19 protein-coding genes and 2 riboswitches are annotated in these 21142 nt (G+C 73.4%); of the genes, 13 read left to right on the plus strand and 6 right to left on the minus strand.

The annotated features are described in order from the left end of the window. Window positions 1-6: 6 nt before the first annotated feature. Window positions 7-816 carry a cytochrome bc1 complex diheme cytochrome c subunit gene (gene qcrC, locus ACZ7KX_RS12305; protein ID WP_396547673.1) on the minus strand — a complete coding sequence of 270 codons (810 nt, stop codon included), beginning with the start codon at window positions 814-816 and terminating at the stop codon, window positions 7-9. A 187-nt stretch (window positions 817-1003) separates the two neighbouring features. After that, the gene (ctaE, locus tag ACZ7KX_RS12310) at window positions 1004-1624 is read right to left on the minus strand and encodes an aa3-type cytochrome oxidase subunit III (RefSeq protein WP_350522544.1); all 621 of its coding nucleotides are present in this window, start codon (window positions 1622-1624) and stop codon (window positions 1004-1006) included. 396 nt (window positions 1625-2020) lie between these two features. On the opposite strand from ctaE, the gene ACZ7KX_RS12315 reads away from it, so the two are divergent. The 3 genes from ACZ7KX_RS12315 to ACZ7KX_RS12325 all read left to right on the plus strand — a co-directional run bounded on the left by ACZ7KX_RS12315 (window position 2021) and on the right by ACZ7KX_RS12325 (window position 5292). After that, a complete protein-coding gene (locus tag ACZ7KX_RS12315) occupies window positions 2021-2446 on the plus strand; it encodes a response regulator (protein WP_470326393.1) in 426 nt (141 codons plus the stop codon). A gap of 119 nt (window positions 2447-2565) precedes the next feature. Beyond that, entirely contained in the window at window positions 2566-3642 is a 1077-nt protein-coding gene (gene trpD, locus ACZ7KX_RS12320) for an anthranilate phosphoribosyltransferase (protein WP_470326394.1), read from the plus strand. A gap of 109 nt (window positions 3643-3751) precedes the next feature. Next, window positions 3752-3870: riboswitch (SAM riboswitch) on the plus strand. A gap of 51 nt (window positions 3871-3921) precedes the next feature. Next, the gene (locus tag ACZ7KX_RS12325; RefSeq protein ID WP_470326395.1) at window positions 3922-5292 is read left to right on the plus strand and encodes an aminotransferase class V-fold PLP-dependent enzyme; all 1371 of its coding nucleotides are present in this window, start codon (window positions 3922-3924) and stop codon (window positions 5290-5292) included. A 38-nt stretch (window positions 5293-5330) separates the two neighbouring features. Here the strand turns inward: ACZ7KX_RS12325 and ACZ7KX_RS12330 are convergent, their stop codons facing one another. Continuing rightward, window positions 5331-5612: an Lrp/AsnC family transcriptional regulator gene (locus ACZ7KX_RS12330; protein WP_189915153.1), complete on the minus strand. Its 282-nt coding sequence runs from the start codon at window positions 5610-5612 to the stop codon at window positions 5331-5333. Window positions 5613-5653: 41 nt separating this feature from the next. Then, a complete protein-coding gene (locus tag ACZ7KX_RS12335; RefSeq protein ID WP_396547667.1) occupies window positions 5654-6436 on the minus strand; it encodes a rhomboid family intramembrane serine protease in 783 nt (260 codons plus the stop codon). Window positions 6437-6637: 201 nt separating this feature from the next. Here ACZ7KX_RS12335 and ACZ7KX_RS12340 point away from each other — a divergent pair, with 201 nt between their 5' ends. The 6 genes from ACZ7KX_RS12340 (at window position 6638) to ACZ7KX_RS12365 (ending at window position 13899) form a co-directional block, all read left to right on the plus strand. Next, window positions 6638-6901, plus strand: a complete 264-nt coding sequence (locus ACZ7KX_RS12340) for a hypothetical protein (RefSeq protein WP_350522539.1) — start codon at window positions 6638-6640, stop codon at window positions 6899-6901. Between the two features lie 364 nt (window positions 6902-7265). Then, window positions 7266-8567, plus strand: a complete 1302-nt coding sequence (locus ACZ7KX_RS12345; protein WP_470326677.1) for an NYN domain-containing protein — start codon at window positions 7266-7268, stop codon at window positions 8565-8567. Between the two features lie 200 nt (window positions 8568-8767). Further along, window positions 8768-9805, plus strand: a complete 1038-nt coding sequence (locus ACZ7KX_RS12350; RefSeq protein WP_470326396.1) for a C40 family peptidase — start codon at window positions 8768-8770, stop codon at window positions 9803-9805. A gap of 337 nt (window positions 9806-10142) precedes the next feature. Continuing rightward, a riboswitch (cyclic di-AMP (ydaO/yuaA leader) is annotated at window positions 10143-10296 on the plus strand. A gap of 10 nt (window positions 10297-10306) precedes the next feature. Then, on the plus strand, window positions 10307-11428 hold the full coding sequence (locus ACZ7KX_RS12355; RefSeq protein WP_470326397.1) for an NlpC/P60 family protein: 1122 nt from the start codon (window positions 10307-10309) through the stop codon (window positions 11426-11428). 222 nt (window positions 11429-11650) lie between these two features. Further along, on the plus strand, window positions 11651-12697 hold the full coding sequence (locus tag ACZ7KX_RS12360) for a C40 family peptidase (RefSeq protein ID WP_470326398.1): 1047 nt from the start codon (window positions 11651-11653) through the stop codon (window positions 12695-12697). A gap of 179 nt (window positions 12698-12876) precedes the next feature. Further along, window positions 12877-13899 carry a hypothetical protein gene (locus ACZ7KX_RS12365; RefSeq protein WP_470326399.1) on the plus strand — a complete coding sequence of 341 codons (1023 nt, stop codon included), beginning with the start codon at window positions 12877-12879 and terminating at the stop codon, window positions 13897-13899. Between the two features lie 21 nt (window positions 13900-13920). Here the strand turns inward: ACZ7KX_RS12365 and ACZ7KX_RS12370 are convergent, their stop codons facing one another. Continuing rightward, complete coding sequence (locus ACZ7KX_RS12370; protein WP_350522534.1) at window positions 13921-15291, minus strand: glycosyltransferase 87 family protein; 1371 nt, start codon at window positions 15289-15291, stop codon at window positions 13921-13923. Between the two features lie 214 nt (window positions 15292-15505). On the opposite strand from ACZ7KX_RS12370, the gene ACZ7KX_RS12375 reads away from it, so the two are divergent. Next, window positions 15506-16642, plus strand: coding sequence for a glycosyltransferase family 4 protein (locus ACZ7KX_RS12375; RefSeq protein WP_470326400.1), 1137 nt, complete (start codon window positions 15506-15508; stop codon window positions 16640-16642). A 56-nt stretch (window positions 16643-16698) separates the two neighbouring features. Here the strand turns inward: ACZ7KX_RS12375 and ACZ7KX_RS12380 are convergent, their stop codons facing one another. Continuing rightward, window positions 16699-18492, minus strand: coding sequence for an AMP-dependent synthetase/ligase (locus ACZ7KX_RS12380; protein ID WP_470326401.1), 1794 nt, complete (start codon window positions 18490-18492; stop codon window positions 16699-16701). Between the two features lie 314 nt (window positions 18493-18806). Here ACZ7KX_RS12380 and ACZ7KX_RS12385 point away from each other — a divergent pair, with 314 nt between their 5' ends. The 3 genes from ACZ7KX_RS12385 (at window position 18807) to ACZ7KX_RS12395 (ending at window position 21080) form a co-directional block, all read left to right on the plus strand. Beyond that, complete coding sequence (locus ACZ7KX_RS12385) at window positions 18807-19268, plus strand: SRPBCC family protein (protein WP_350522531.1); 462 nt, start codon at window positions 18807-18809, stop codon at window positions 19266-19268. 24 nt (window positions 19269-19292) lie between these two features. Next, on the plus strand, window positions 19293-20465 hold the full coding sequence (locus ACZ7KX_RS12390) for an ArsA family ATPase (protein ID WP_470326402.1): 1173 nt from the start codon (window positions 19293-19295) through the stop codon (window positions 20463-20465). Window positions 20466-20558: 93 nt separating this feature from the next. Next, a complete protein-coding gene (locus tag ACZ7KX_RS12395) occupies window positions 20559-21080 on the plus strand; it encodes a DUF5304 family protein (protein ID WP_470326403.1) in 522 nt (173 codons plus the stop codon). Window positions 21081-21142: the final 62 nt, after the last annotated feature.

The following is a 21142-nucleotide window of genomic DNA, read 5'->3' on the forward strand; positions in this document are numbered from 1 at the left end:
CGTGGCTCATGACTTCTTGGCCTTGGTGGTGTGGGCGGCGACCCAGATCGCGACCGCGATGAGCGTGCCAAGACCGAAGATCCAGCCGAACAGGCCCTCGGTCACCGGACCGAGGCTGCCGAGCGTGAGACCCCCGGGGTTGGGCTCGTCGCTAGTGGTGTGGCGGACGAAGGCCACGATCTGCTTCTTCTGCTCCTCGGGCATGGTGGTGTCCGGGAACGACGGCATGTTCTGCGGGCCGGTCTGCATGGCCTCGTAGATGTGCTTGGAGTCCACGCCCTCCAGCGACGGGGCGTACTTGCCCTTGGTCAGGGCACCACCCTGGCCGGCGAAGTTGTGGCACTGGGCGCAGTTGGTGCGGAACAGCTCGCCACCCTTGGAGATGTCCTCCGGGTTGGTCGAGGTGTACTGCTCCTCCGTCGGGGTCACCGGGCCGGGACCGAGGGAGGCGACGAAGGCGGCGAGCTGGTCGATCTCGGCCTGGGTGTAGATGGCCTTCTTGCGCGGCACCTGGGCGCCGGGCTGCTGGGCCGGCATGCGACCGGTGCCGACCTGGAAGTCGACGGCGGCGGAACCGACGCCGACCAGGCTCGGACCGTCACTGCTGCCCTGGCCGTTCAGGCCGTGGCAGGAGGAGCAACCGACGGCGAAGAGCTTCTTGCCCTCATCGATCGCGAGCGACTGCGCGGCGACGTCGGCCTGCGCCTTGTCGGCGGGCGCGAACGCGGCGTACAGCCCCCCGGTTGCCGCCAGGGCGAGAAGTAGGACGACCAGCGCCGCCAATGGGTGGCGCCGTCGTGCGGAGAGCTTTTTCACGGAATAACCCCGGTGTCAGGATCTGGTCGACTGGTGGGTGCACCCGGCGGCCGGTCTGGCCGGCACGAGGCTGCCTGTCTAGGGCTGCGCGCGCGGTCGGTCGGTGGGAGCGTCGGCACCGGCAGAAGCGGCCCGTCGCCGGTGAGGGCGGGGGCCGCAGCCGGTGGCCAGCGACCTGATCAGCTGGTTACTTGATCAGGTAGATGGTCGCGAACAGGCCGATCCACACGACGTCGACGAAGTGCCAGTAGTACGACACGACGATCGCGGCGGTGGCCTGCTCGTGCGTGAAGCGCTTGGCTGCGTACGTCCGTCCCAGGACCAGCAGGAAGGCGATCAGACCACCCGTCACGTGCAGGCCGTGGAAGCCGGTGGTCAGGTAGAACACCGTGCCGTACGGGTCGGAGGACAGCGACAGACCATCCTTCTTGACCAGCTCGGTGTACTCGTAGACCTGGCCGCCGATGAAGACCGCGCCCATGACGAACGTGATGATGAACCACATGCGGAGCTTCTTCACGTCACCGCGCTCGGCGGCGAACACGCCGAGCTGGCAGGTGAGCGAGGAGAGCACCAGGACCGTGGTGTTGACCGAGGAGAACGCCACGTTGAGGGCGTGGGCCTTCTCGGTCCAGAACTCGGCTCCCTTGACGGAGCGGAGCGTGAAGTACATCGCGAAGAGGGCCGCGAAGAACATCAACTCGGAACTGAGCCAGACGATCGTTCCGACGCTGACCATGTTCGGCCGGTTGACCGATCCGTGCGCGTGCCCGGTTTCTACTGCTGTTGCTGTCGCCACGACGGACATTATGTCGGTCCCTTATTCCGTCTTCACGCCGGGGGGTGTCCCTCGGAGTGTCCGGTGCGTGCGGTATGCCCGCTTGGGGGCCGACGGGGTGGGTGTACGGGGGCTGAGCAGCGGCGTGTCCCTTTTCTGACGGTTCCTCGGCGCACTCTACGACCCCGTTGCCCGGCGCGTCGATGCACGGTCGGAGCAGCGGCCGGAGGTAGGGGAGCGGGCCGGGGGTCGGCCGTACGGGTGGACCGGGCGGGTCCGGGTGACGGGCAGTCCTCCAGGAGGGTGAGGCCGGGGCGCGGCGGCTTGAGGAGGAACGTGCGCGAGGGGCACTCGGCGGAGGGTGATCGGGAGTAGCATCCGGATCAGGCGAACGTGGTCCGGATCACACTTGAGGGAGCAGGGTCCATGGCGTACACGACCGATGAGACGCTCACCGTCCTCGTCTACAGCGACGACCGCAACACCCGCGAGCAGGTGCTGACGGCACTCGGCCGTCGGCCCGCCGAGGATCTTCCGGAGCTGTCCTACCTGGAGTGCGCGACCACCCCGGCGGTGCTCAAGGCGCTGGAGAAGGGCGGCGTGGACCTCTGCGTGCTGGACGGCGAGGCGGTCCCGGCCGGCGGGCTGGGGCTCGGGCGCCAGCTGAAGGACGAGATCTACGGCTGCCCGCCGGTGCTGGTGCTGATCGGCCGGCCGCAGGACTCCTGGCTCGCCGCCTGGAGCCGGGCCGACGCCGCGATCTCCCACCCGGTGGACCCGGTGGCGCTGGCCGAGGCGGTCGCCACCCTGCTGCGGACCCGACTGGCCAAGCGGGCGCCGGCCGCCCGCTGAGCGGCGGCGTCTCAGTACTAGAGAAGACGGGGCCCTGGGGGCCCCGCCGCTCGATAGGCTGGCTCCATCCGTACGGACGCCCCCCGGAGCGGGGGGACAGACGACAGCTGGAGTCAGCCATGGTGAACGCGAACCCTGCGAACGGCGGTAGCGACCCCGCGCAGGTGGTCCGCTCCTGGCCGGATCTCCTGACGGCCCTGTTGAAGGGGGAGGACCTCGACCGCTCGTCCACCGCGTGGGCGATGGACCGGATCATGAGCGGCGAGGCCTCCCCCGCCCAGGTGGCCGGCTTCATGATCGCGCTGCGGTCCAAGGGCGAGACGGTCGACGAGGTCACCGGTCTGGTGGACGCGATGTACGCGCACGCCGAGCCGCTGGACATCGCCGGCCCGGCGGTGGACATCGTCGGCACCGGCGGCGACCGGGCGAAGACCGTCAACATCTCCACGATGTCGGCGATCGTCGCGGCGGCGGCCGGCGCCAAGGTGGTCAAGCACGGCAACCGGGCCGCCTCCTCCTCCACCGGGTCCTCGGACGTGCTGGAGAAGCTCGGGGTGGCGCTGGACCTCTCCGCGCGGCGGGTCGCCGAGGTGGCCGAGGAGGTCGGGCTCACCTTCTGCTTCGCCGCGAAGTTCCACCCCTCGATGCGGCACGCCGCCACCGCGCGGCGCGACCTCGGGGTGCCGACCGCCTTCAACATCCTCGGCCCGCTGACCAACCCGGCCAAGGTCACCTCCCACGCCATCGGCTGCTTCGACACCCGGCTGTCCGGGCTGATCGCCGGGGTGCTCGCCCGGCGCGGCTCGACGGCGCTGGTCTTCCGCGGCGACGACGGGCTGGACGAACTGACCATCACCACCACCTCGCGGGTGTGGGTGGTGCGCGACGGGGTGGTCACCGAGACCTCCTTCGACCCGCGGGAGGTCGGCATCGAGCTGGTCGGCATCGAGTCGCTGCGCGGCGGGGACCCGGCGTACAACGCGGAGGTCGCGCGCCGTCTGCTGGCGGGGGAGCGCGGGCCGGTGCGGGACGCCGTCCTGCTGAACACGGCGGCGGCGCTGGTCGCGCTCGACCTGGGTGACGCGCCGCTGGCCGAGCAGCTCGCGGCGGGCATGGCACGGGCGGCGGAGGCCATCGACTCCGGCGTCGCACAGGAGCTGCTGCGGCGCTGGTCGGAGGCCACCAGCCGTAGCTGAAGCGGTGGTTGGGAGCCCGGGCCGGAAACTCCGGCGCGGGCTCCCCGGCTGTCCGGATGGTGGATGCCCGTTTGACCGCCCGCCGGACGCGACCCTAGAGTCGGCGCCAGGTCATGAGTGACAGCGTCAAGCCCCAGCTTGCTGTCCGGCAACCCTCCGTCCGTGGCGGGGTGCCCTGGGTGAGGACCGGGTCGCCACGGCAAGCCGTCCGTGCGACAAGCGCGGACACCCGACGAGTGGCACTCCCGGGGTCCCAGACCCCTGAAGGAGTGCATCCTCATGTCCTCTCTCGCCACCGAGACCACCGCCCCCCTCGCCGTGCTCGGCTCCGACGTCCAGGTCCCGCTCGCCAGCGGTGAGAAGGTCGGCTACGCGGCGCTCGACTACGCGGCCAGCGCGCCGGCACTGCAGCGGGTCTGGGACGACGTCGCCGCCTACGCGCCGTACTACGGCAGCGTGCACCGCGGCGCCGGGTACCTCTCGCAGCTGTCCACCGACCTCTTCGAGCAGAGCCGCCGCACCGTCGCCGAGTTCCTCGACCTGCGCGAGGGCGACCAGGTCGTCTTCACCCGGGCCACCACCGACTCGCTCAACCTGCTGGCCGCCGCCGTGCCGGCCGGCACCCGGGTGTTCGCCTTCGAGACCGAGCACCACGCCTCGCTGCTGCCCTGGGCGCACGCCGGACTGGACGTGACCTACCTGCGCGCGCCGCGCTCCCGGGCCGAGGCGGTGGCCGCCCTGGACGCCGCGCTCGCCGAGGCGCCCGAGGGCCCCAAGCTGCTCTGCGTCACCGGCGCGTCCAACGTGACCGGCGAGCTGTGGCCGGTCGCCGAGCTGACCGGGACGGCGCACCGGCACGGCGCCCGGGTGGTGCTGGACGCCGCCCAGCTGGCCCCGCACCACCGGGTCTCGGTGCGCGAGCTGGACGTCGACTGGATCGCCTTCTCCGGCCACAAGATCTACGCGCCGTTCGGCGCCGGGGTGCTGGCCGGCCGGGCGGACTGGCTGGACGAGGCCGAGCCGTACCTGGCCGGCGGCGGGGCGACCCGGACGGTGGCCCGGGAGACGGACGGCTCGGTGGCCGTGCAGTGGCAGACCGGCCCGGCCCGGCACGAGGCCGGCTCGCCGAACGTCATCGGCGCCTACGCGATCGCCTCGGCCTGCCGCGCCCTGGGCGAGGCCGGCTTCGACGCCCTGGAGGCCCGTGAGCGGCAGCTGGTCGACCGGCTGACCGCCGGGCTGGCGGAGGTCCCGCAGGTCAAGGTGCTGAACCTGTTCGGTGCCGGCTCGGCCCGGGTGGGCGTGCTGTCCTTCGTCGTCCGGGGCTGGAACAGCTCGCACTTCTCGGCCGCGTTGTCCGCCGAGTACGGCATCGGGGTGCGCGACGGCCTCTTCTGCGCCCACCCGCTGGTGCGCACCCTGCTGGACGACGAGGCCACCGCCGTCGAGTCCAGCTGCGGCGCTCCGGACCCCTCGCTGCCGGGCGAGCGCAGCCTGAACGCCATCCGGGTCAGCTTCGGCGCCGGGACCCCGGACGAGCACATCGACCGCTTCCTCACCGCCGTCCGCGAGCTGGTCACGGACGGCGCGGCGTGGAACTACCGCAACGAGGGCGGGCGTTGCGTCGCGGACACCCGCCGGGAGGGCTGAGCCCGGGCGCGTCGGGAGGGCTGAGCCCGGGCGCCCCGCTACTCGTCCAGGCCGAGGGCGAAGGCCGCCTCCAGGTCGTGCTGGGAGTAGGTGCGGAAGGCGATCTGGGTCTCGGTGTGGGCCACGCCGGGGACCTTGTTGAGCCGGCCCGGGATGACCTCGGCCAGGTCGTCGTGACGGCGCACCCGGACCATCGCCACCAGGTCGTATCCACCGGTCACCGAGTACACCTCGCTGACGCCCTCGATGGAAGCGATGGCCTCGGCGATCTCCGGGATGCGGTCGACACTGGTCTTGATCAGGACGATGGCGGTGATCACTGTTCGCGCTCCTTTGTGGGGTGCCGCCAGCGTATCGGGCGTCAGCCGGGCCGTCTCGGGGGGTGGCGGACCACCGTGCAGGTGTAGAGGAAGCCGGCCGAGAAACCGATCACGTGGACCAGGTAGGCCACCCCCGGGCCCGCCGAGTGCACCGACCACCACTGCAGCGCGAACCAGAGGCCGAGTACCAGCCAGGCCGGGAAGCGCAGCGGCAGGAAGAACAGCAGCGGGACGAGGGTGGTCACCCGGGCGCGCGGGTGGAAGCGCAGGTAGGCGCCCAGGACGGCGGAGATGGCGCCGGAGGCTCCGATGAGCACCCGCGTGCAGTCCGGCGAGTGCGCCTCGGCGAGCGCGAAGCCGTACGTGGCCAGGCTGCCGGCGGCCAGGTAGAAGACGGCGTACCGGGCCCGGCCCAGCCGTCGCTCGACGGTGGGGCCGAAGACGTGCAGGAAGAGCAGGTTGCCCAGCAGGTGCAGCCAGCCGGCGTGGAGGAAGAGGCCGGTGAGGGCGGACAGGGCCGGGTGCTTGCCCGGGGTCGGGGCGGCCGGGCAGCCGGGGACCGGGTCGGGTGCCTCGGTCAGCTGTTCGGCGGTGAGCGGCCGCCCGGTCAGCAGTTCGGCCGGAACGGCGCCCCAGCGCTGCTCGTACCGCTGCTCCGCGCAGACCCGGGCCGGGCCGGTGCCGTACAGCGGATTGAGCCCGGCGGCCGGGCCGAGGAGGAAGACCAGGGTGTTGACCGCGATCAGCGCGTAGGTGACCGCCGGGGCGGCCACCTCCGGCCGGCCGCCCCGCGCGGCGGTGTGGTCGGGGGCCGCGAGCGCCATGCGGCCAAGCATCCCTCCGGGCGCCGCAGGTGACACGGCGGTTTACGGCAGGTGGACTAGCCCCGCTATTCCGCTGACCGGTGGTCGCGATGGTTGCCCCAGGCAATAGGCTTGGGGCGGGCATTCCCGCCTCCCGCCGCCGACGCCGGGGCTCCGGGGGGAGCGCCTAGCCCACGCAGGGACCACCCGAGAGGACCCCCGATGACCGTCCCCGCCCTGACTGCTGAGACGCGCTGGCGCTGCACCCTGTGCGGCAACCTCACCCGGTTCGACGTGACCCGCACCGCGCGGGTGACCGAGTTCCTGCACTTCGACCTGGCCGGCGACTCCAAGGTCGAGGAGACCGAGGTGCTGAGCGAGACCGTCGAGTCGGTGCGCTGCCGCTGGTGCAACGCCGTCGACCAGGTCGAGCTGGTGGCCCGTCCGGGTGCCGAGGGCGCGGAGGCCCCGGCCGAGCAGGGCTGATGCCCGCGGGTGCGGCGGGCGGCGCGCAGCGCGCCCGCCCGCCGCACCGGACAATACGGAACAAGACGCACGGGGCGTGACGACGGGGGGTCGCGGCCGTACCCCGCCGGAGAACAGGATCGGAGCCGAGGACGTGGTGGACGCAGCGAAGGAGCCCGGCGAAGCGCAGGGGCTTCGGCCCGCTGCGCAGGCGCAGGTGCCGGACGCCGGGACGGGACCGGCGGAGGGCGCTGCGTCCGGAACCGTCGACGCGGCGGCCGGCGGACCCGGTGCCGTCGGGGCGCAGACCGCTTCGTCCGGCCCGGCAGACCCGGCCGAGTCCTCCGACGCCTCCGGGGCCGCGTCGGAGCGCGGCGCCGAGAAGCTGGACCGGCCGCTGCCCGAGGGAGTGCGCCGACGGGTGGTCGGGCTGGCCTCGGACGCGCTGGGCGGACTGCCGCCGGGCGAACTCCCGCAGAGCCTGCGTCAGTACGTGAAGTTCACCCCCGCGCGGCGCGCCAAGTACGCGGCCACCGCGCTGGCGGCCGCGCTGGAGGCGGAGCCGGCCTTCCGGGTGCGGATAGCGGAGCGGCTGCGGCTGGGACAGCCGGACCTGGTGAGGGCGCTGGAGTCGGGCAGCGTCCCCGGCGCCGCCGATCCGATGGACGTCGCGGCCGCCGCCTACCTGGTGCGCTCGGCGGGCTGGAGCCGGCTGGTCGCCGAGGCCGGCGAGGAGGCCGAGCGGGCCGGCGCCGAGGACGCGGCCGCGGAGGCGACCCGGCTGGTGGAGAAGCTGCAGGCCGAGCTGGCCGAGGTGCGGGCCACCGCGCGGGCGGACCTGGACCGGCAGCGCGTGGAGTTCGAGGGCGTCCGGCGGGAGGCCGAGTCGCTGCGCAAGAAGGTGCGGTCGCTGGAGAGCGACACCCGCCGGGCGCAGGCCGAGACGCGTCGGGTGGCCGGGGAGCTGGAGGCGGCGAGGGCCCAGGGCGCCGCCGAGCGCAGCGCGGCCGAGACCGAGGCGCGGCGGCTCAAGCACCGGCTCTCGGAGCTGGAGAACGCCGCCGAGCAGGGCCGCCGGTCGGCCCGCGAGGGGCGAAGCGTCGAGGACATGCGGCTGCGGCTGTTGCTGGACACCGTGCTGCAGTCGGCCCAGGGCCTGCAGCGGGAGCTGGCGCTGCCGGTCGCCCAGATCCGCCCGGCGGACCTGGTGGAGGCGGTGGTGCCGGGCGCGGCCTCGCCGCACGACGTGGCGCGGCGCGGGCTGGCCGAGGACGACCCGGCGCTGCTGGACCAGCTGCTGGCGATCCCGCAGGTGCACCTGGTGGTGGACGGCTACAACGTGACCAAGACCGGCTATCCGACGCTGCCGCTGGAGCAGCAGCGGATCCGGCTGCTGGGCGGGCTGGCGATGCTGGCCCAGCGCACCCAGGCGGAGGTCACCTGTGTGTTCGACGGCCAGGACCTGGACGTTCCGGTGATCATGGCGCCGCCGCGCGGGGTCCGGGTGCGGTTCAGCCGGACCGGGGAGACCGCGGACGAGCTGATCCGCCGTCTGGTGCGGGCCGAGCCGCAGGGCCGTCCGGTGGTGGTGGTCTCCGCTGACCGGGAGGTCGCGGAGGGCGTGCGGAAGGCGGGCGCACGCCCGGTGGCGTCGGTGCTGCTGCTGAACCGGCTGGCACGGCCCTGAGCGTCGGCCCGCTAGGATGACACCTGGTCAGCGCCGCGTCCCCGACCGTGTGCGGGTGCGGTGAAGCCGGTGTGGTGAACGGGGTTCACGCCTTCGGGGGAGTGGCAAAGCGAATAGATCCGCACTAGGGTCTGGCGTCAAACCTATTTTCCGGAACCTCATCCGATCGGGTGAGCCCGTTGGAAGAAGGAGCCGGTCCCTTGGCCTCCCACCGCCGTCCCAAGCAGCCGAGCCGCGCGCGGATCTCCGTGCTCACCGCTGCCGCTGCGACCGCGGTCGCCCTCTCCGCCCAGGTGGCCGCGCACGCCGCGCCGCAGCCGAACAAAACGGACGTCAAGGCGCAGATCGACCAGCTCCAGGAGGAGCAGGAGCAGGCGGCCGAGAAGTACAACGGCGCCAAGGAGCGGGCCGACCAGCTGCGCAAGCAGGCGGACCAGCTGCAGGACCAGGTGGCCCGCGGCCAGGAGCAGATGACCCAGCTGCAGGGCGGCCTGGCCGAGGTGGCCGGCGACCAGTACCGCAGCGGCGGCATCGACCCGTCCGTCCAGCTGATGCTCTCCTCCGACCCGTCGGGCTACCTGGAGAAGGCCTCGACGGTCCAGCAGGCCAGCACCACCCAGGCCGAGGCGCTCAAGGCGCTGCTGGACGAGCAGCGCCGGCTGGACCAGGAGAAGGCCGAGGCGGCCGCCGTGCTGGCCTCGCTGGACAGCACCACCAAGGACCTGAACCAGGCCAAGGCGGACGTCAACACCAAGCTGCAGGCCGCCCAGGACCTGCTGAACTCGCTCAGCGCCGCCGAGCGCACCGCGCTGAAGGCCCAGCAGGCGCAGGACGACCGGGCCTCGCGCGGCAGCGACCGGGTCGACCTGAGCAACCTGCCGCCGGCCAGCGGGTACGCCGCGGTGGCCGTCGCCAAGGCGATGAGCAAGCAGGGCTCGCCGTACGTGTGGGGCGCCACCGGTCCGAGCACCTTCGACTGCTCCGGCCTGATGCTCTGGGCGTACGGCCAGGCCGGCGTCTCGCTGCCGCGCACCTCGCAGGAGCAGGGCCACTACGGCACCGCGGTGCCGGGACTGGCCGCGGCCCAGCCCGGCGACCTGGTCATCTACGGCGGCGACATGCACCACGTCGGGATGTACATCGGCAACGGCATGGTGGTCCACGCGCCGCACACCGGTGACGTGGTGAAGGTGATGAAGGCCGACGCGATGCCGATCAACACCATCCGCCGGGTCTGACGGCCCGACACCCTCCGGAGGCCCCGTCCGGGCCCCTGTGATCCGCGCCACCTCCGACGGGGTGGCGTTCGGGTTTTCGACCGTTTCGCGAGCGGCGGGTGAGACCTGATCAGCCTTGCGTGCGGCTGTGATCACCATCGGTCATTTTCACAAAAGAACTTGGGTAATCCTCCGTCTTTTTTCTGACAAGGATTTGAACCGATCACGGTTCAGTTACTAGGGTCATGCTTCGAACCACCGCACTGTCGATCACCCAGCCAGGGTGGCGGCGGTGGTTACCGCCGAGTTCGCGAGGCAGCGGGGCAGGTCGAAGCGACTGCCCGACAGGGGAGCCCAGTGGTAGGGGGCGCTGCGGAGCGGAGCCGGGGAACCACGTTCCTCCGGGGTGAATCGGCGCCAGGTCGGCCGCTGGAACGGCCGTGAGGCGTCGTAGGGCATGCTTCCGGCCCGAACCCGTCAGCTCACCCGGTAGGCGGACGTAGGAAGAAGGAGCCCGCCTTCGTGGCGTCCCATCGTCGTCCCAAGCCAGCAAGTCGCGCCCGGGTCTCGATCCTGACCGGTGTCGCCGCCGCTGCCGTCGCCCTCTCCGCGCAGTCCGGCGCCCACGCCGACCCGCAGCCGACCAAGGACCAGGTCAAGGAGCAGGTCGACCAGCTCAACGAGCAGGCCGAGGTGGCGACCGAGCAGTACAACGCCGCCCAGGAGAAGCAGCAGACCCTGGAGAAGCAGGTCGCCGGCCTGCAGGACCAGGTGGCCCGTCAGCAGGCCCAGGTGACCGAGCTGCAGGGCGGACTCGCCGAGATCGCCGGGGAGCAGTACCGCAACGGCGGCATATCCCCGACCGTCCAGCTGATGTTCTCGTCCAGCCCGGACAACTTCCTCAACCAGGCCGGTGCGCTGAACCAGGCCGGTGACACCCAGAAGAACCAGCTGAAGCAGCTCCAGGAGCAGCAGCGCAAGCTCGACCAGGACCGCACCGAGGCCCAGGGCAAGCTCGCCGAGCTGGAGTCGACCACCCAGCAGCTGAAGGCCTCCAAGGACGAGGTCCAGGCCAAGCTGAAGGCCGCCCAGGACCTGCTCAACACCCTGACCGAGCAGGAGCGCCAGGCGCTGCGCGCGGCCGAGGAGAAGGCCGCCGCCGACGCCAAGGCCCAGGCCGACGCCGCCGCGAAGGCGCAGCAGAACGCCGACCGCGCCTCGCGCGACAACAGCCGCACCGACCTCTCCGCGCCGTCCTCCACGCCGGCCGGCAAGCTCCCCGCCCCGGGCAGCTCGCGCGGTGCCGCCGCGCTCTCCGCCGCCGCCTCCAAGGTCGGCAGCCCGTACGTGTGGGGCGCCACCGGCCCGAGCTCCTTCGACTGCTCCGGCCTGATGGTCTGGGCGTTCAACCAGGTCGGCGTGTCGCTGCCGCGCACCTCGCAGGAGCAGGCCCACGCCGGCACCCGGATCGGCACCGACCTGTCCCAGGCCCAGCCCGGCGACCTGCTGATCTTCTACGGGGACGCCCACCACGTCGGCATCTACGCCGGCAACGGCCAGGTGCTGCACGCCCCCAAGCCGGGTGCTTCGGTCCGCTACGAGGCCGTCACCAACATGCCGCTGAGCGGCATCGTGCGGGTCTGATCCCGTTCGGCTCCTCCCAGGCCCGGTCTTCCACCACGGAAGGCCGGGCCTGCGGCGTTGGCGGCTGCTCGGGCTGATGTCCGATTGAGGGTCAAATATTCGGGTCCGTAGGGGTTTGGACTCGCTTGCCCGGACTCGCTAACGTCTGCCACCGGACTCCCGCTCGACGGCCGCCCGCCACGGGCGGCCGCGGGGCCGCGCCGCAGGATTGGAGCCGCTGCCGTGCCCGTGCACCGCCGTTCCCAACTGCTCGCCCGTGCACTGGTGCTGACGGCGGCCGCCACCACCGCGCTGGGCGTGGCGACCGGCGGCGGCGCCCACGCCGCCCCCGGCAGCCCGGACCCGGCCGACCGCAAGGACGTCCAGGCGCAGGTCGAGCAGCTCTACGACGAGGCCGAGCAGGCGTCCGAGCAGTACAACGCCGCACAGGAGGCCCAGCGCCGGCTCCAGGGGGAGACCACGATCCTGCAGGGCGAGATCGCCGTCGCCCAGGACCAGCTCAACGAGCTGCGCGGCGACCTGGCGACCGTCGCCGGGGCCGAGTACCGCGGCGGCGGGATGACCCAGACCGCCCAGCTGATGCTGTCCCCCGACCCGGAGGGCTACCTCGCCCGCGCCCGCACCATGGGCCAGGCGTCGCAGCGGCAGCAGGAGACGCTGCACGAGCTGGTCACCCGCCAGCGCCGGCTCGACCAGCGGCGGACGGAGGCCACCGGAAAGCTCGCCGAGCTCGACCAGGCCCGCCGCTCGCTCGCCGACGGCAAGCAGCAGATCCAGCAGCGGCTGGCCAGGGCGCAGAAGCTGCTCAACGGCCTCGACGCCGCCGAGCGGGCCAGGATGACCGCCCAGGACGCCCGGGACGCCGAGCAGCGCGCCACCCGCGGCACCGACCGGCTGGACCTCGGCACCGCCCCGCCCGCCTCCGAGCGCGGGGCGGCCGCGCTGGCCGCCGCGGTGCGCATGATCGGCTCGCCGTACGTCTACGGGGCCACCGGGCCCCGCGCGTTCGACTGCTCCGGTCTGATGTACTACAGCTGGCGGCAGGCCGGAGTGACCCTGCCGCGCACCTCGCAGGCCCAGGCGTACGCCGGCCGGCGGATCGACCTTTCCGAGGCGCGACCGGGAGACCTGGTGATCTTCTACCGGGACATGCACCACGTCGGCATGTACGCCGGCGGCGGCGTGATCGTGCACGCCCCCTACCCGGGCGCCAAGGTCCGCTACGAGAGCGTCAACGCCATGCCTGTCTCGGGGGTGGTCCGGCTCTGAGCGCGTCCCCTTCGCACCCCGCCGGACCCGGTCCGGCGCACATACCCCGCCGCGCGCTGTCCCGGCGGGGTGCGCTGCTGCTCGCGGTCGGCGGGCTGGCCCAGCTGTCGCTGCCGCCGCTCGCCCCGGCGGCGGCACCGGTCGGGGCGGTCGCCGACCGGCGCGCCGCGGTGGCGGCGGTGCTGGCGGAACGGGCGCGCACGCTGGAGGCCCGGTCGGGGCTGCCGGTGGCCGAGGCGGCGTACCGCAACCTGGTGCTCGCCGCGGGCGGCGGGCCCGACCGGCTGACCGCCGCGGCCGACCTGGCCGTGCGGATCGCCGGGTACGACGACCACCCCGTGGTGTACCCGCGCCGGATCGAACTGGCCGCGGCCGCGGACGGCTGGCGGGTCGAGCGCGAGGAGAGCGCCGACGGGCCGCCGGCGCTCTGGGACCTCGGCGCCGTCCGGCCGGCGCCGGGCACGCACAGCCTGGTGCTCGCTTCGGCCGACGGCCCCGACCCGGCCGGGCTGGTCGTGGTGGGCGACCGCGCGGTGCCCGCCGTCGAGGAGGTCTGGGGCGACGCCTGGCCCGGCCGGCTGCTGCTCGAACTGCCCGCCACCGAGGAGCAGTTCGCCCGGCTGCTGGAGGGCGACCCGGCCGGCTGGGCGGACATGGCGGCGGTCACCGTGGCCGCCCCCGGCGCACCCCGGGACACCCCGGCGGACCGGGTGCTGGTCAACCCCGAGGCGTACGGCCGGCTCAGCGGCTTCGGCCGCCAGGTGGTCGTCACGCACGAGGCCACGCATGTCGCGACCAGGGCCGACACCCGGGCCTGGACTCCGATGTGGCTCTCCGAGGGCGTCGCCGACTGGACCGCCTACCGCGACAGCGGCCGCAGCCCGCAGCAGATCGCCCCCGAACTGGCCCGGGACGTCGCCGCCGGGAGGCTGCCCGCCGAACTGCCCGCCGACCAGGACTTCGCCGCCGGCGCCGCCGGCATCGCCCAGGCCTACGAGCAGTCCTGGCTCGCCTGCGAGCTGATCGCCCGCCGCAGCGGGCCGCAGCGGCTGGTCGCCTTCTACCGGGCGGTCGGCGCGGACGACGGGCAGGGCGAGGACCGCGAGCGCCGTACGGACCGGCTGATGCGCGCCGAACTGGGCGTGGGCCTGGCCGGGTTCACCCGGCTCTGGCTGGACGAGGTGGCGGCGCTGAAGGACTGAGGCCGGCGGGCCGCAGCAGCGTCAGCGCCGCGGCTCGGCCGGCGTGCCCAAGTGGTCGATGCCGTCCAGCAGGTCCTGCTCGTACGCGATGCCCGGGCGCACCGGGTAGCCGGCGGCCGGCAGCGCGGCCGGCTCGCGGTCCAGCACCACGGTCGCGGGCAGCGGCGCCTCGCCCCGGGTGGAGCGCCAGAGCCGGACGCAGGAGAGCACGGTGGCGGCCAGCAGCAGCAGGTTGCGCAGCGCCAGCACCGTGATGGCGCCCGGGTCGCTGGCGAGGATCTGGGTGAACATCGTCGGGAACTCGACCAGCGTCAGCGGGCAGGCGAGCAGGATCAGCAGCGCCACCGGCCGCTGGCTGGTGCCGCGCACCGTCAGGCAGACCGCCGCGACGCCGACCAGCCAGACCAGGTACTGCGGGCTGATCACCCGGCTGGTCACCACGAAGACCAGCAGCGCGCACAGCGCCGCGTCGTACATGGTGGCCGCGTTGCGGCGCTTGGAGGTGAAGCGCCACAGCAGCAGCCAGAGGAAGCCCAGCACGGTGCCGGCCATCATGACCTTGCTGATCACGCCGACCCACGGCCCGAGCATCTCGGGGGAGCCGTAGTTCATGGTGACCCGGCCGTCCCAGCCCCCGGCGATCCGGGCGAAGTGCAGCGGCAGCGCGCCGACCGACTCGACCTCGATGCCGCGGTCCTTCTGGAAGGCCAGGAAGTCGAAGGCACCGTTCATGCCGGCCGCGAGCAGGAAGCCGATCGAGACGGCGGTGGCCCCCGCCAGCGTCCAGGAACGGCGGGTCCGGCGGCCGGAGGGGGTGCCGATCAGGCCGAGCAGCGGCCAGACCTTCACGATGCCGCCCAGGCCCAGCAGCAGCCCGCCGACCGCCGGACGACGGATCAGCGCCAGCAGGCCGGCCAGGGCGACCGCGGTGACGATCATGTCGAAGCGGTTGTAGATCATCGGGCCGAGCAGCGGGACCCCCACCACCCACATCCAGGCGCCGGTCAGCGCCCGGCCCCGGCGCAGGCCGGTGCGGATCAGCAGTGCGGCCGCGGCGGCGTCGGCGATCCCGCAGATCACCCAGAACGAGACCAGGTACGACCAGGGCAGCAGACCCGGCAGCAGGATCACCAGGGCGGCGCCCGGCGGGTACTGCCAGGTCACGTCGTCGAACGGGAAGGTGCCGGTCTGCAGCACGCCGTACCAGGCGTGGTAGATCATCCACACGTCGGCGGTGACGTCGCCGCCGGGCGACTTCAGCACGCCGGTGATCAGCAGCACCAGCAGGGTGCGGGTGGCCACCCAGGTCGCGCCGAGCGCGGCCAGCGCCCCGAGCGGGCGGCCGAGGCGGCCGCGCGAAGAACCGGGCTCGGTGGCCGGGGCCAATTCCACTGCGCTCCCTCGTTCGTCTCGGACGTCCTCACCGGAGGCGTCGTACTGACGGACGCCCGGGCCGCGTCGCACAGCGGCCTAGGTACTAGGACTGACCCGGGGGTCAAACGGTTGCCGTGCGCGGTTCCGTTCCCGGCGGGTCATGGTGTTGACCTATCGTACGGATCACCCAGCGGTACACCGAGCACCCCCCGACCGAGCGAGCCGTGGCCTGATGCACAGAACCTTGATCGTCACCAATGACTTCCCGCCCCGACCGGGGGGCATCCAGGCCTTCGTGCACAACATGGCCGTCCGTCAGCCCGCAGGAAGCATCGTGGTCTACGCCTCGACCTGGCGCGACGGCAGCGAGGTGCGGCGCTTCGACGCCGAGCAGCCGTTCCCGGTGATCCGGGACCGGACGAAGGTGATGGTTCCCACACCCCGGGTCACCCGGCGGGCCGCCGAGATCCTGCGCGCCGAGCGGTGCGACTCGGTCTGGTTCGGCGCCGCCGCCCCGCTCGGCCTGATGGCGCCCACGCTGCGCCGGGCCGGGGCCGGACGGCTGCTCGGCATGACGCACGGCCACGAGGCCGCCTGGGCCCAGCTGCCGGTCTCCCGGCAGCTGCTGCGCCGGATCGGCGCGGGCACCGACGTGCTGACCCACCTGGGCGAGTACACCCGCTCCCGGATCGCCGCCGCCGTCGGGCCGCAGGCCGCGGCCCGGATGGTGCAGTTGCCGCCGGGCGTGGACGAGTCCACCTTCCACCCGGGCTCCGGGGGTGCCGAGGTCCGCCGCCGGCTCGGGCTGGCGGACCGGCCGGTCGTGGTCTGCGTCTCCCGGCTGGTGCCGCGCAAGGGCCAGGACACCCTGATCGAGGCGATGCCGCAGATCCTGGCCGACGTGCCGGACGCGGTGCTGCTGATCGTCGGCGGCGGCCCGTACCGGGCGGACCTGGAGAAGCTGGCCGACGCCACGGGCGTCCGTGACTCGGTGCGCTTCACCGGCTCGGTGCCGTGGGAGGAGCTGCCCGCCCACTACGGGGCCGGGGACGTCTTCGCGATGCCCTGCCGGACCCGGCGCGGGGGGCTGGACGTCGAGGGCCTGGGCATCGTCTACCTGGAGGCCTCGGCGACCGGCCTGCCGGTCGTCGCGGGGGACTCCGGGGGCGCCCCGGACGCGGTGCTGGAGGGCGAGACCGGGTACGTCGTCCCGGGCGGCTCGGCCTCGGCGTCGGCCGAGCGGATCGTGCGGCTGCTGCGTGACGAGGAGCTGCGCCGGCGGATGGGCGAGGCCGGGCGGCGGTGGGTGGAGCGCTCCTGGCGCTGGGACCTGCTGGCCGGGCGGCTGACCTCGCTGCTGGCGGCCTGACACGAAGACGGGCCCCGCCTCTCCCGGAGGGAGGCGGGGCCCGTCGTGGTACCCGGTCACTTCCGGTAGATGGCCTCGATGTCGGCCGCGAAGTCCTTCAGGACGACGTTGCGCTTCAGCTTCAGCGAGGGCGTCAGGTAGCCGCTCTCCTCGGAGAACTCGGTGTCCAGCACGCAGAACTTCTTGACCGCCTCGGCGTGCGAGACCGCCGCGTTGCCGTCGTCCACCGCGGCCTGCAGGGCGGCCAGCAGCTCGGGGTCCTGGGCGAGGTCGGCGGCGGTGGCGTCGGCGGGCTTGCCGTTGAGCTCCTTCCACTTCGGGAAGAAGTCCTGGTCGATGGTGATCAGGCAGGCGATGAAGGGCTTCCGGTCGCCGACCACCATGACCTCGCCGACCAGGGCGTGGGCCCGGATCCGGTCCTCGATCACGGCGGGGGCGACGTTCTTGCCGCCGGCCGTGACGATGATCTCCTTCTTGCGGCCGGTGATGGTCAGGTAGCCCTCCGAGTCCAGCGAGCCGATGTCGCCGGTGGCGATCCAGCCGTCCTTGAGGGTGTCGGCGGTGGCCTGCGGGTTGTTCCAGTAGCCGGTGAAGACGTGCGGGCCCTTGAAGAACACCTCGCCGTCCTCGGCGATCCTGACCGAGGCGCCGGGCACCGGCTGGCCGACCGTACCGATCTTCGGCTTGTCCCACGGGTTGAAGGTGGTGGCCGCGCAGGTCTCCGTCAGGCCGTAGCCCTCCAGGACGGTGAAGCCGATGCCGCGGTAGAAGTGGCCGAGGCGCTCGCCGAGCGGGGCGCCGCCGGAGATGGCGTGGGTGGCCCGGCCGCCGAGGGCGGCGCGCAGCTTGCTGTAGACCAGCTTGTCGAAGACCGCGTGCTTGAGCCGCAGGACCAGGCCCGCGCCGCCGGCGTCCAGCGCCCGGCTGTAGGCGATCGCGGTCTCGGCGGCCTTGTCGAAGATCTTGCCCTTGCCGTCGGCCTGGGCCTTGGCGCGGGCGGTGTTGTAGACCTTCTCGAAGACTCTGGGCACGCCCAGGATCAGGGTCGGCCTGAAGGCGGCCAGCTCGGCGGTGACGTCCTTGATGTCGGAGACGTGTCCGAGCTTCATCGGGGCCATCGCCGGGCAGATCTCGGCGATCCGGCCGAGCACGTGGGCCAGCGGCAGGAAGAGCAGGACGGAGCTCTCGCCGGTGGTGAACAGCGGGGCCAGGCGCTCGACGACGTTGCCGCACTCGGCCATGAAGTTGCCGTGCGTCAGCTGACAGCCCTTCGGGCGGCCGGTGGTGCCCGAGGTGTAGACGATGGTCGCGATCGAGTCGGAGGTGGCGGTCGAGCGGTACTCGGCGACGGTCCCGTCGGAGACCTCGCGACCGGCCTCGGCCAGCGCGGCGATCGCGCCCCGCTCGATCTGCCAGGTGTGCTTCAGCTCCGGGAGGCGGTCGCGGACCTCTTCGACCACCGCGTGGTGATGGTCGGTCTCGGTGAGCACGGCGACCGCGCCGGAGTCGCCGAGGATCCACTCCACCTGCTCGGCGGAGGAGGTCTCGTACACCGGCACGGTGATGGCACCGGCCGACCAGATCGCGAAGTCCAGCAGCGTCCACTCGTACCGGGTCCGGGACATGATGCCCACGCGGTCACCCGGGCGGATGCCGGCGGCGATCAGGCCCTTCGCGGCGGCGTGCACCTCGACCAGGAACTGGGCGGCGGTCAACTCCTGCCACTGGCCGTCCACCTTGCGGCTGAGGACCGCGACGTCCGGGTGCCGCTCGGCGTTCTGGTGCACGAGGTCGGAGAGGTTACCGCCGCTCGGTACCTGGTAGAGGGCCGGAAGGCTGAAGTCGAGCAAGACTGCTCCTCGTTCGCGACGCTGCGGGACGGCAGGACGTTACTGCCCGGTAGGCAGCTTCGACCAGGGGGGTCGGGCCCGGTGTTCGAAGTGTCACACCCGGCCGGGTCCGACCAGGCCGTGACCGGGTCGTTCGAATGGCACCCTACGGTAGCCCTGCGGTGACCGGCCGGTAGCATGCCCCGCCGCCGCCCGCAGGGCACCGCCCGCGCGGCCGAGGGGATCCCCGGTCGCGATAGCCTGCTCCGGGCGGACCGGGCCGAGCGCGTCCCGGACGGACCGGCAGGCAGAGGGACGACGCGGAGGGCCATTCCATGGCGGAGCACACCAGGTCGAGCATCACCATCGACGCGACCCCGGCCACGGTCATGGCCGTGATCGCCGACTTCGCCGCCTACCCGGCCTGGACCGGCGAGGTCAAGGAGATCGAGGTGCTGGAGACCGGCGAGGGCGGCCGCGCCAGCCAGGTCCGGCTGCTGCTCGACGCCGGCGCGATCCGCGACGAGCACGTCCTCGCCTACACCTGGGACGGCGACCGCGAGGTGAGCTGGACCCTCGTCCGCAGCCAGATGCTCCGCTCGCTGGACGGCTCCTACACCCTCGCCCCGCTGGCCGGGAACCGCACCGAGGTGACCTACCAGCTCGCCGTGGACGTCAAGATCCCGATGCTGGGCATGATCAAGCGCAAGGCCGAGAAGGTCATCATCGACCGCGCCCTGGCCGGACTGAAGAAGCGCGTCGGGGACACCTCCGGCACGACGCCCTCCGAGGGCTGACACCGCGGAACGGGGGCCGACGGCATGACGGCGACACGCACCATCCTGGTCAGCGGCGACGCGGGCGCGCCCGCGGTGGCCGCCGCCACCGCCCTGCACGCCGCCCGGCGCGGCCACCGCACCTGGCTGCTGGCGGCCGACGACCCGCACCGCGCGCTGGACTCCGTCCTCGGCACCCGGCTGGAGCCCGAACCGCTCGAATGCGCGCCGGGCCTGGCCGTCTCCCGGATCGACGAGCAGGCCGCCTTCCGCTACGCCGTCGGTGAGCTCACCGGCCGGCTCAAGCCCGCCCTCGACCTGCTCGGCGCCGAACAGCTCGACCCCGAGGAACTCACCGCCCTCCCCGGCATCGCCCGGCTCGCCCTGCTGCGTGCCCTGCCCGCCGCCGACCAGGACGTCCTGGTGGTGCTCGCCCCGCCGCCCGCCGAGCTGATCGCCACCCTCGCCCTGCCCGAGCAGCTGGCGCGCTACCTGGACCGGCTCGTCCCCGAGCAGCGGCAGGCCGCCCGGGCGCTGCGACCGCTGCTGGCCGGACTGGCCGGGGTCCCGATGCCGGCCGAGTGGCTGTACGAGGGGCGCGGCAAGGCCGCCGCGGCGCTCGCCGAGTCCCGCGCCGCGATCACCGACCCCGGTACCAGCGTCCGCCTGGTCGTCCCGGCCGACGGACACCCGTACGAGGAACTGCGCCGGATCCGGGCCGGGCTCGCGCTGCACGGGCACCGGCCGGACGCCGTGGTCGTGCACGGCGCCCTGCCCGAGGCCGCCGTCTCCTCACCCGACCCCTGGCTCGCCGCGCTGGCCCGCCGCCGGCAGGAGGAGCTGGCCGGGCTCGCCGCCGGTACCGACGCCCCCGTCCTGGTCACCGATCTGGCCGACGCCACCCTGGAGGCCGTCGCCGACCGCCTGTACGGGGACGGCCCCGGACCCGAGCGGCTCGACCCGGCGCCCTGGACCGTCGAGGACCGGCTCGCCGCGGACGGCCTGCTGGTCTGGCACCTCGACCTGCCCGGCGCCGACCGGGCCGCTCTGGACCTGGTCCGCCGGGGCGACGACCTGGTGGTCGGCCTCGGCGCGCACCGCCGGGTGCTCGCCCTGCCCTCCGCGCTGCGCCGCTGCACGGTGGCCGGAGCCGGGCTGCTGGACGGCGTGCTCTCGGTGCGGTTCGCACCCGACCCCGCGCTCTGGCCGCAGGGCTGACGGGCCGTGCGGCCTTTCCGGGGCGTACGGCCGGTCGGGTAGCGTCGGGCCGGAGGGCCGCGGGGTGCGGCCACGGCTGAGGAGGCGCCCGCGATGACCAGCACCGACGACCGCACCGAGCCCGTCGGCGACCGCACCGGGTCCGTCGGCGACCGCGCCGGGTCCGTCGGCGACCGCGCCGGGTCGGCCCGTGAGCACGCCGAGCACGCCGAGCCCGCGGGCGGAGGCGCCGGGGCGGGCGACGGGCGGTCCGGGCCGCAGGCCGACGGTCAGGCCCACCCGTTCGGGCCGGAGCTCGGCCCGCTGGTGGACGAGGTGCGCCGGTTCGCCACCGCGCTCGGGGAGAAGGCCCAGGAGACCAGCGCCACCACCCTGATCACCCTCTCCGGCCTCGCCGACCGCCTGCGCACCCAGCAGCCGGAGGTCTACGGCCACCTCGCCGCCGCCGGCTCCGGGATCGCCGCCGCGGGCGCCGAGCTGCTGGCCGCCTACCGTGCCGCCGTGGTCGGGCACGAGAACCGCTGGACCGCCGGCCGTGGCGCGGCCGCCGAGAAGATCGACCTCGACGGGCCCGGCGGGCCTGACGGGACTGACGCACCGTCCGCCAAGCAGTGAAACCGTAACTTCCGGAGGGTGATCGCGTTGCTCTCATGCGTCACGAAGGCGGACCCTAGATA

The organism is Kitasatospora sp. NPDC038210, assembly GCF_055600605.1.

Coding starts and splice junctions, on each gene's coding strand:
- ACZ7KX_RS12375 (WP_470326400.1), top strand. CDS start 15,506: ATGCACAGAACCTTGATCGTCACCAATGACTTCCCGCCCCGACCGGGG.
- ACZ7KX_RS12325 (WP_470326395.1), top strand. CDS start 3,922: ATGTCCTCTCTCGCCACCGAGACCACCGCCCCCCTCGCCGTGCTCGGC.
- ACZ7KX_RS12315 (WP_470326393.1), top strand. CDS start 2,021: ATGGCGTACACGACCGATGAGACGCTCACCGTCCTCGTCTACAGCGAC.
- ACZ7KX_RS12385 (WP_350522531.1), top strand. CDS start 18,807: ATGGCGGAGCACACCAGGTCGAGCATCACCATCGACGCGACCCCGGCC.
- ACZ7KX_RS12340 (WP_350522539.1), top strand. CDS start 6,638: ATGACCGTCCCCGCCCTGACTGCTGAGACGCGCTGGCGCTGCACCCTG.
- ACZ7KX_RS12395 (WP_470326403.1), top strand. CDS start 20,559: ATGACCAGCACCGACGACCGCACCGAGCCCGTCGGCGACCGCACCGGG.
- ctaE (WP_350522544.1), bottom strand. CDS start 1,624: ATGTCCGTCGTGGCGACAGCAACAGCAGTAGAAACCGGGCACGCGCAC.
- ACZ7KX_RS12390 (WP_470326402.1), top strand. CDS start 19,293: ATGACGGCGACACGCACCATCCTGGTCAGCGGCGACGCGGGCGCGCCC.
- trpD (WP_470326394.1), top strand. CDS start 2,566: ATGGTGAACGCGAACCCTGCGAACGGCGGTAGCGACCCCGCGCAGGTG.
- ACZ7KX_RS12335 (WP_396547667.1), bottom strand. CDS start 6,436: ATGGCGCTCGCGGCCCCCGACCACACCGCCGCGCGGGGCGGCCGGCCG.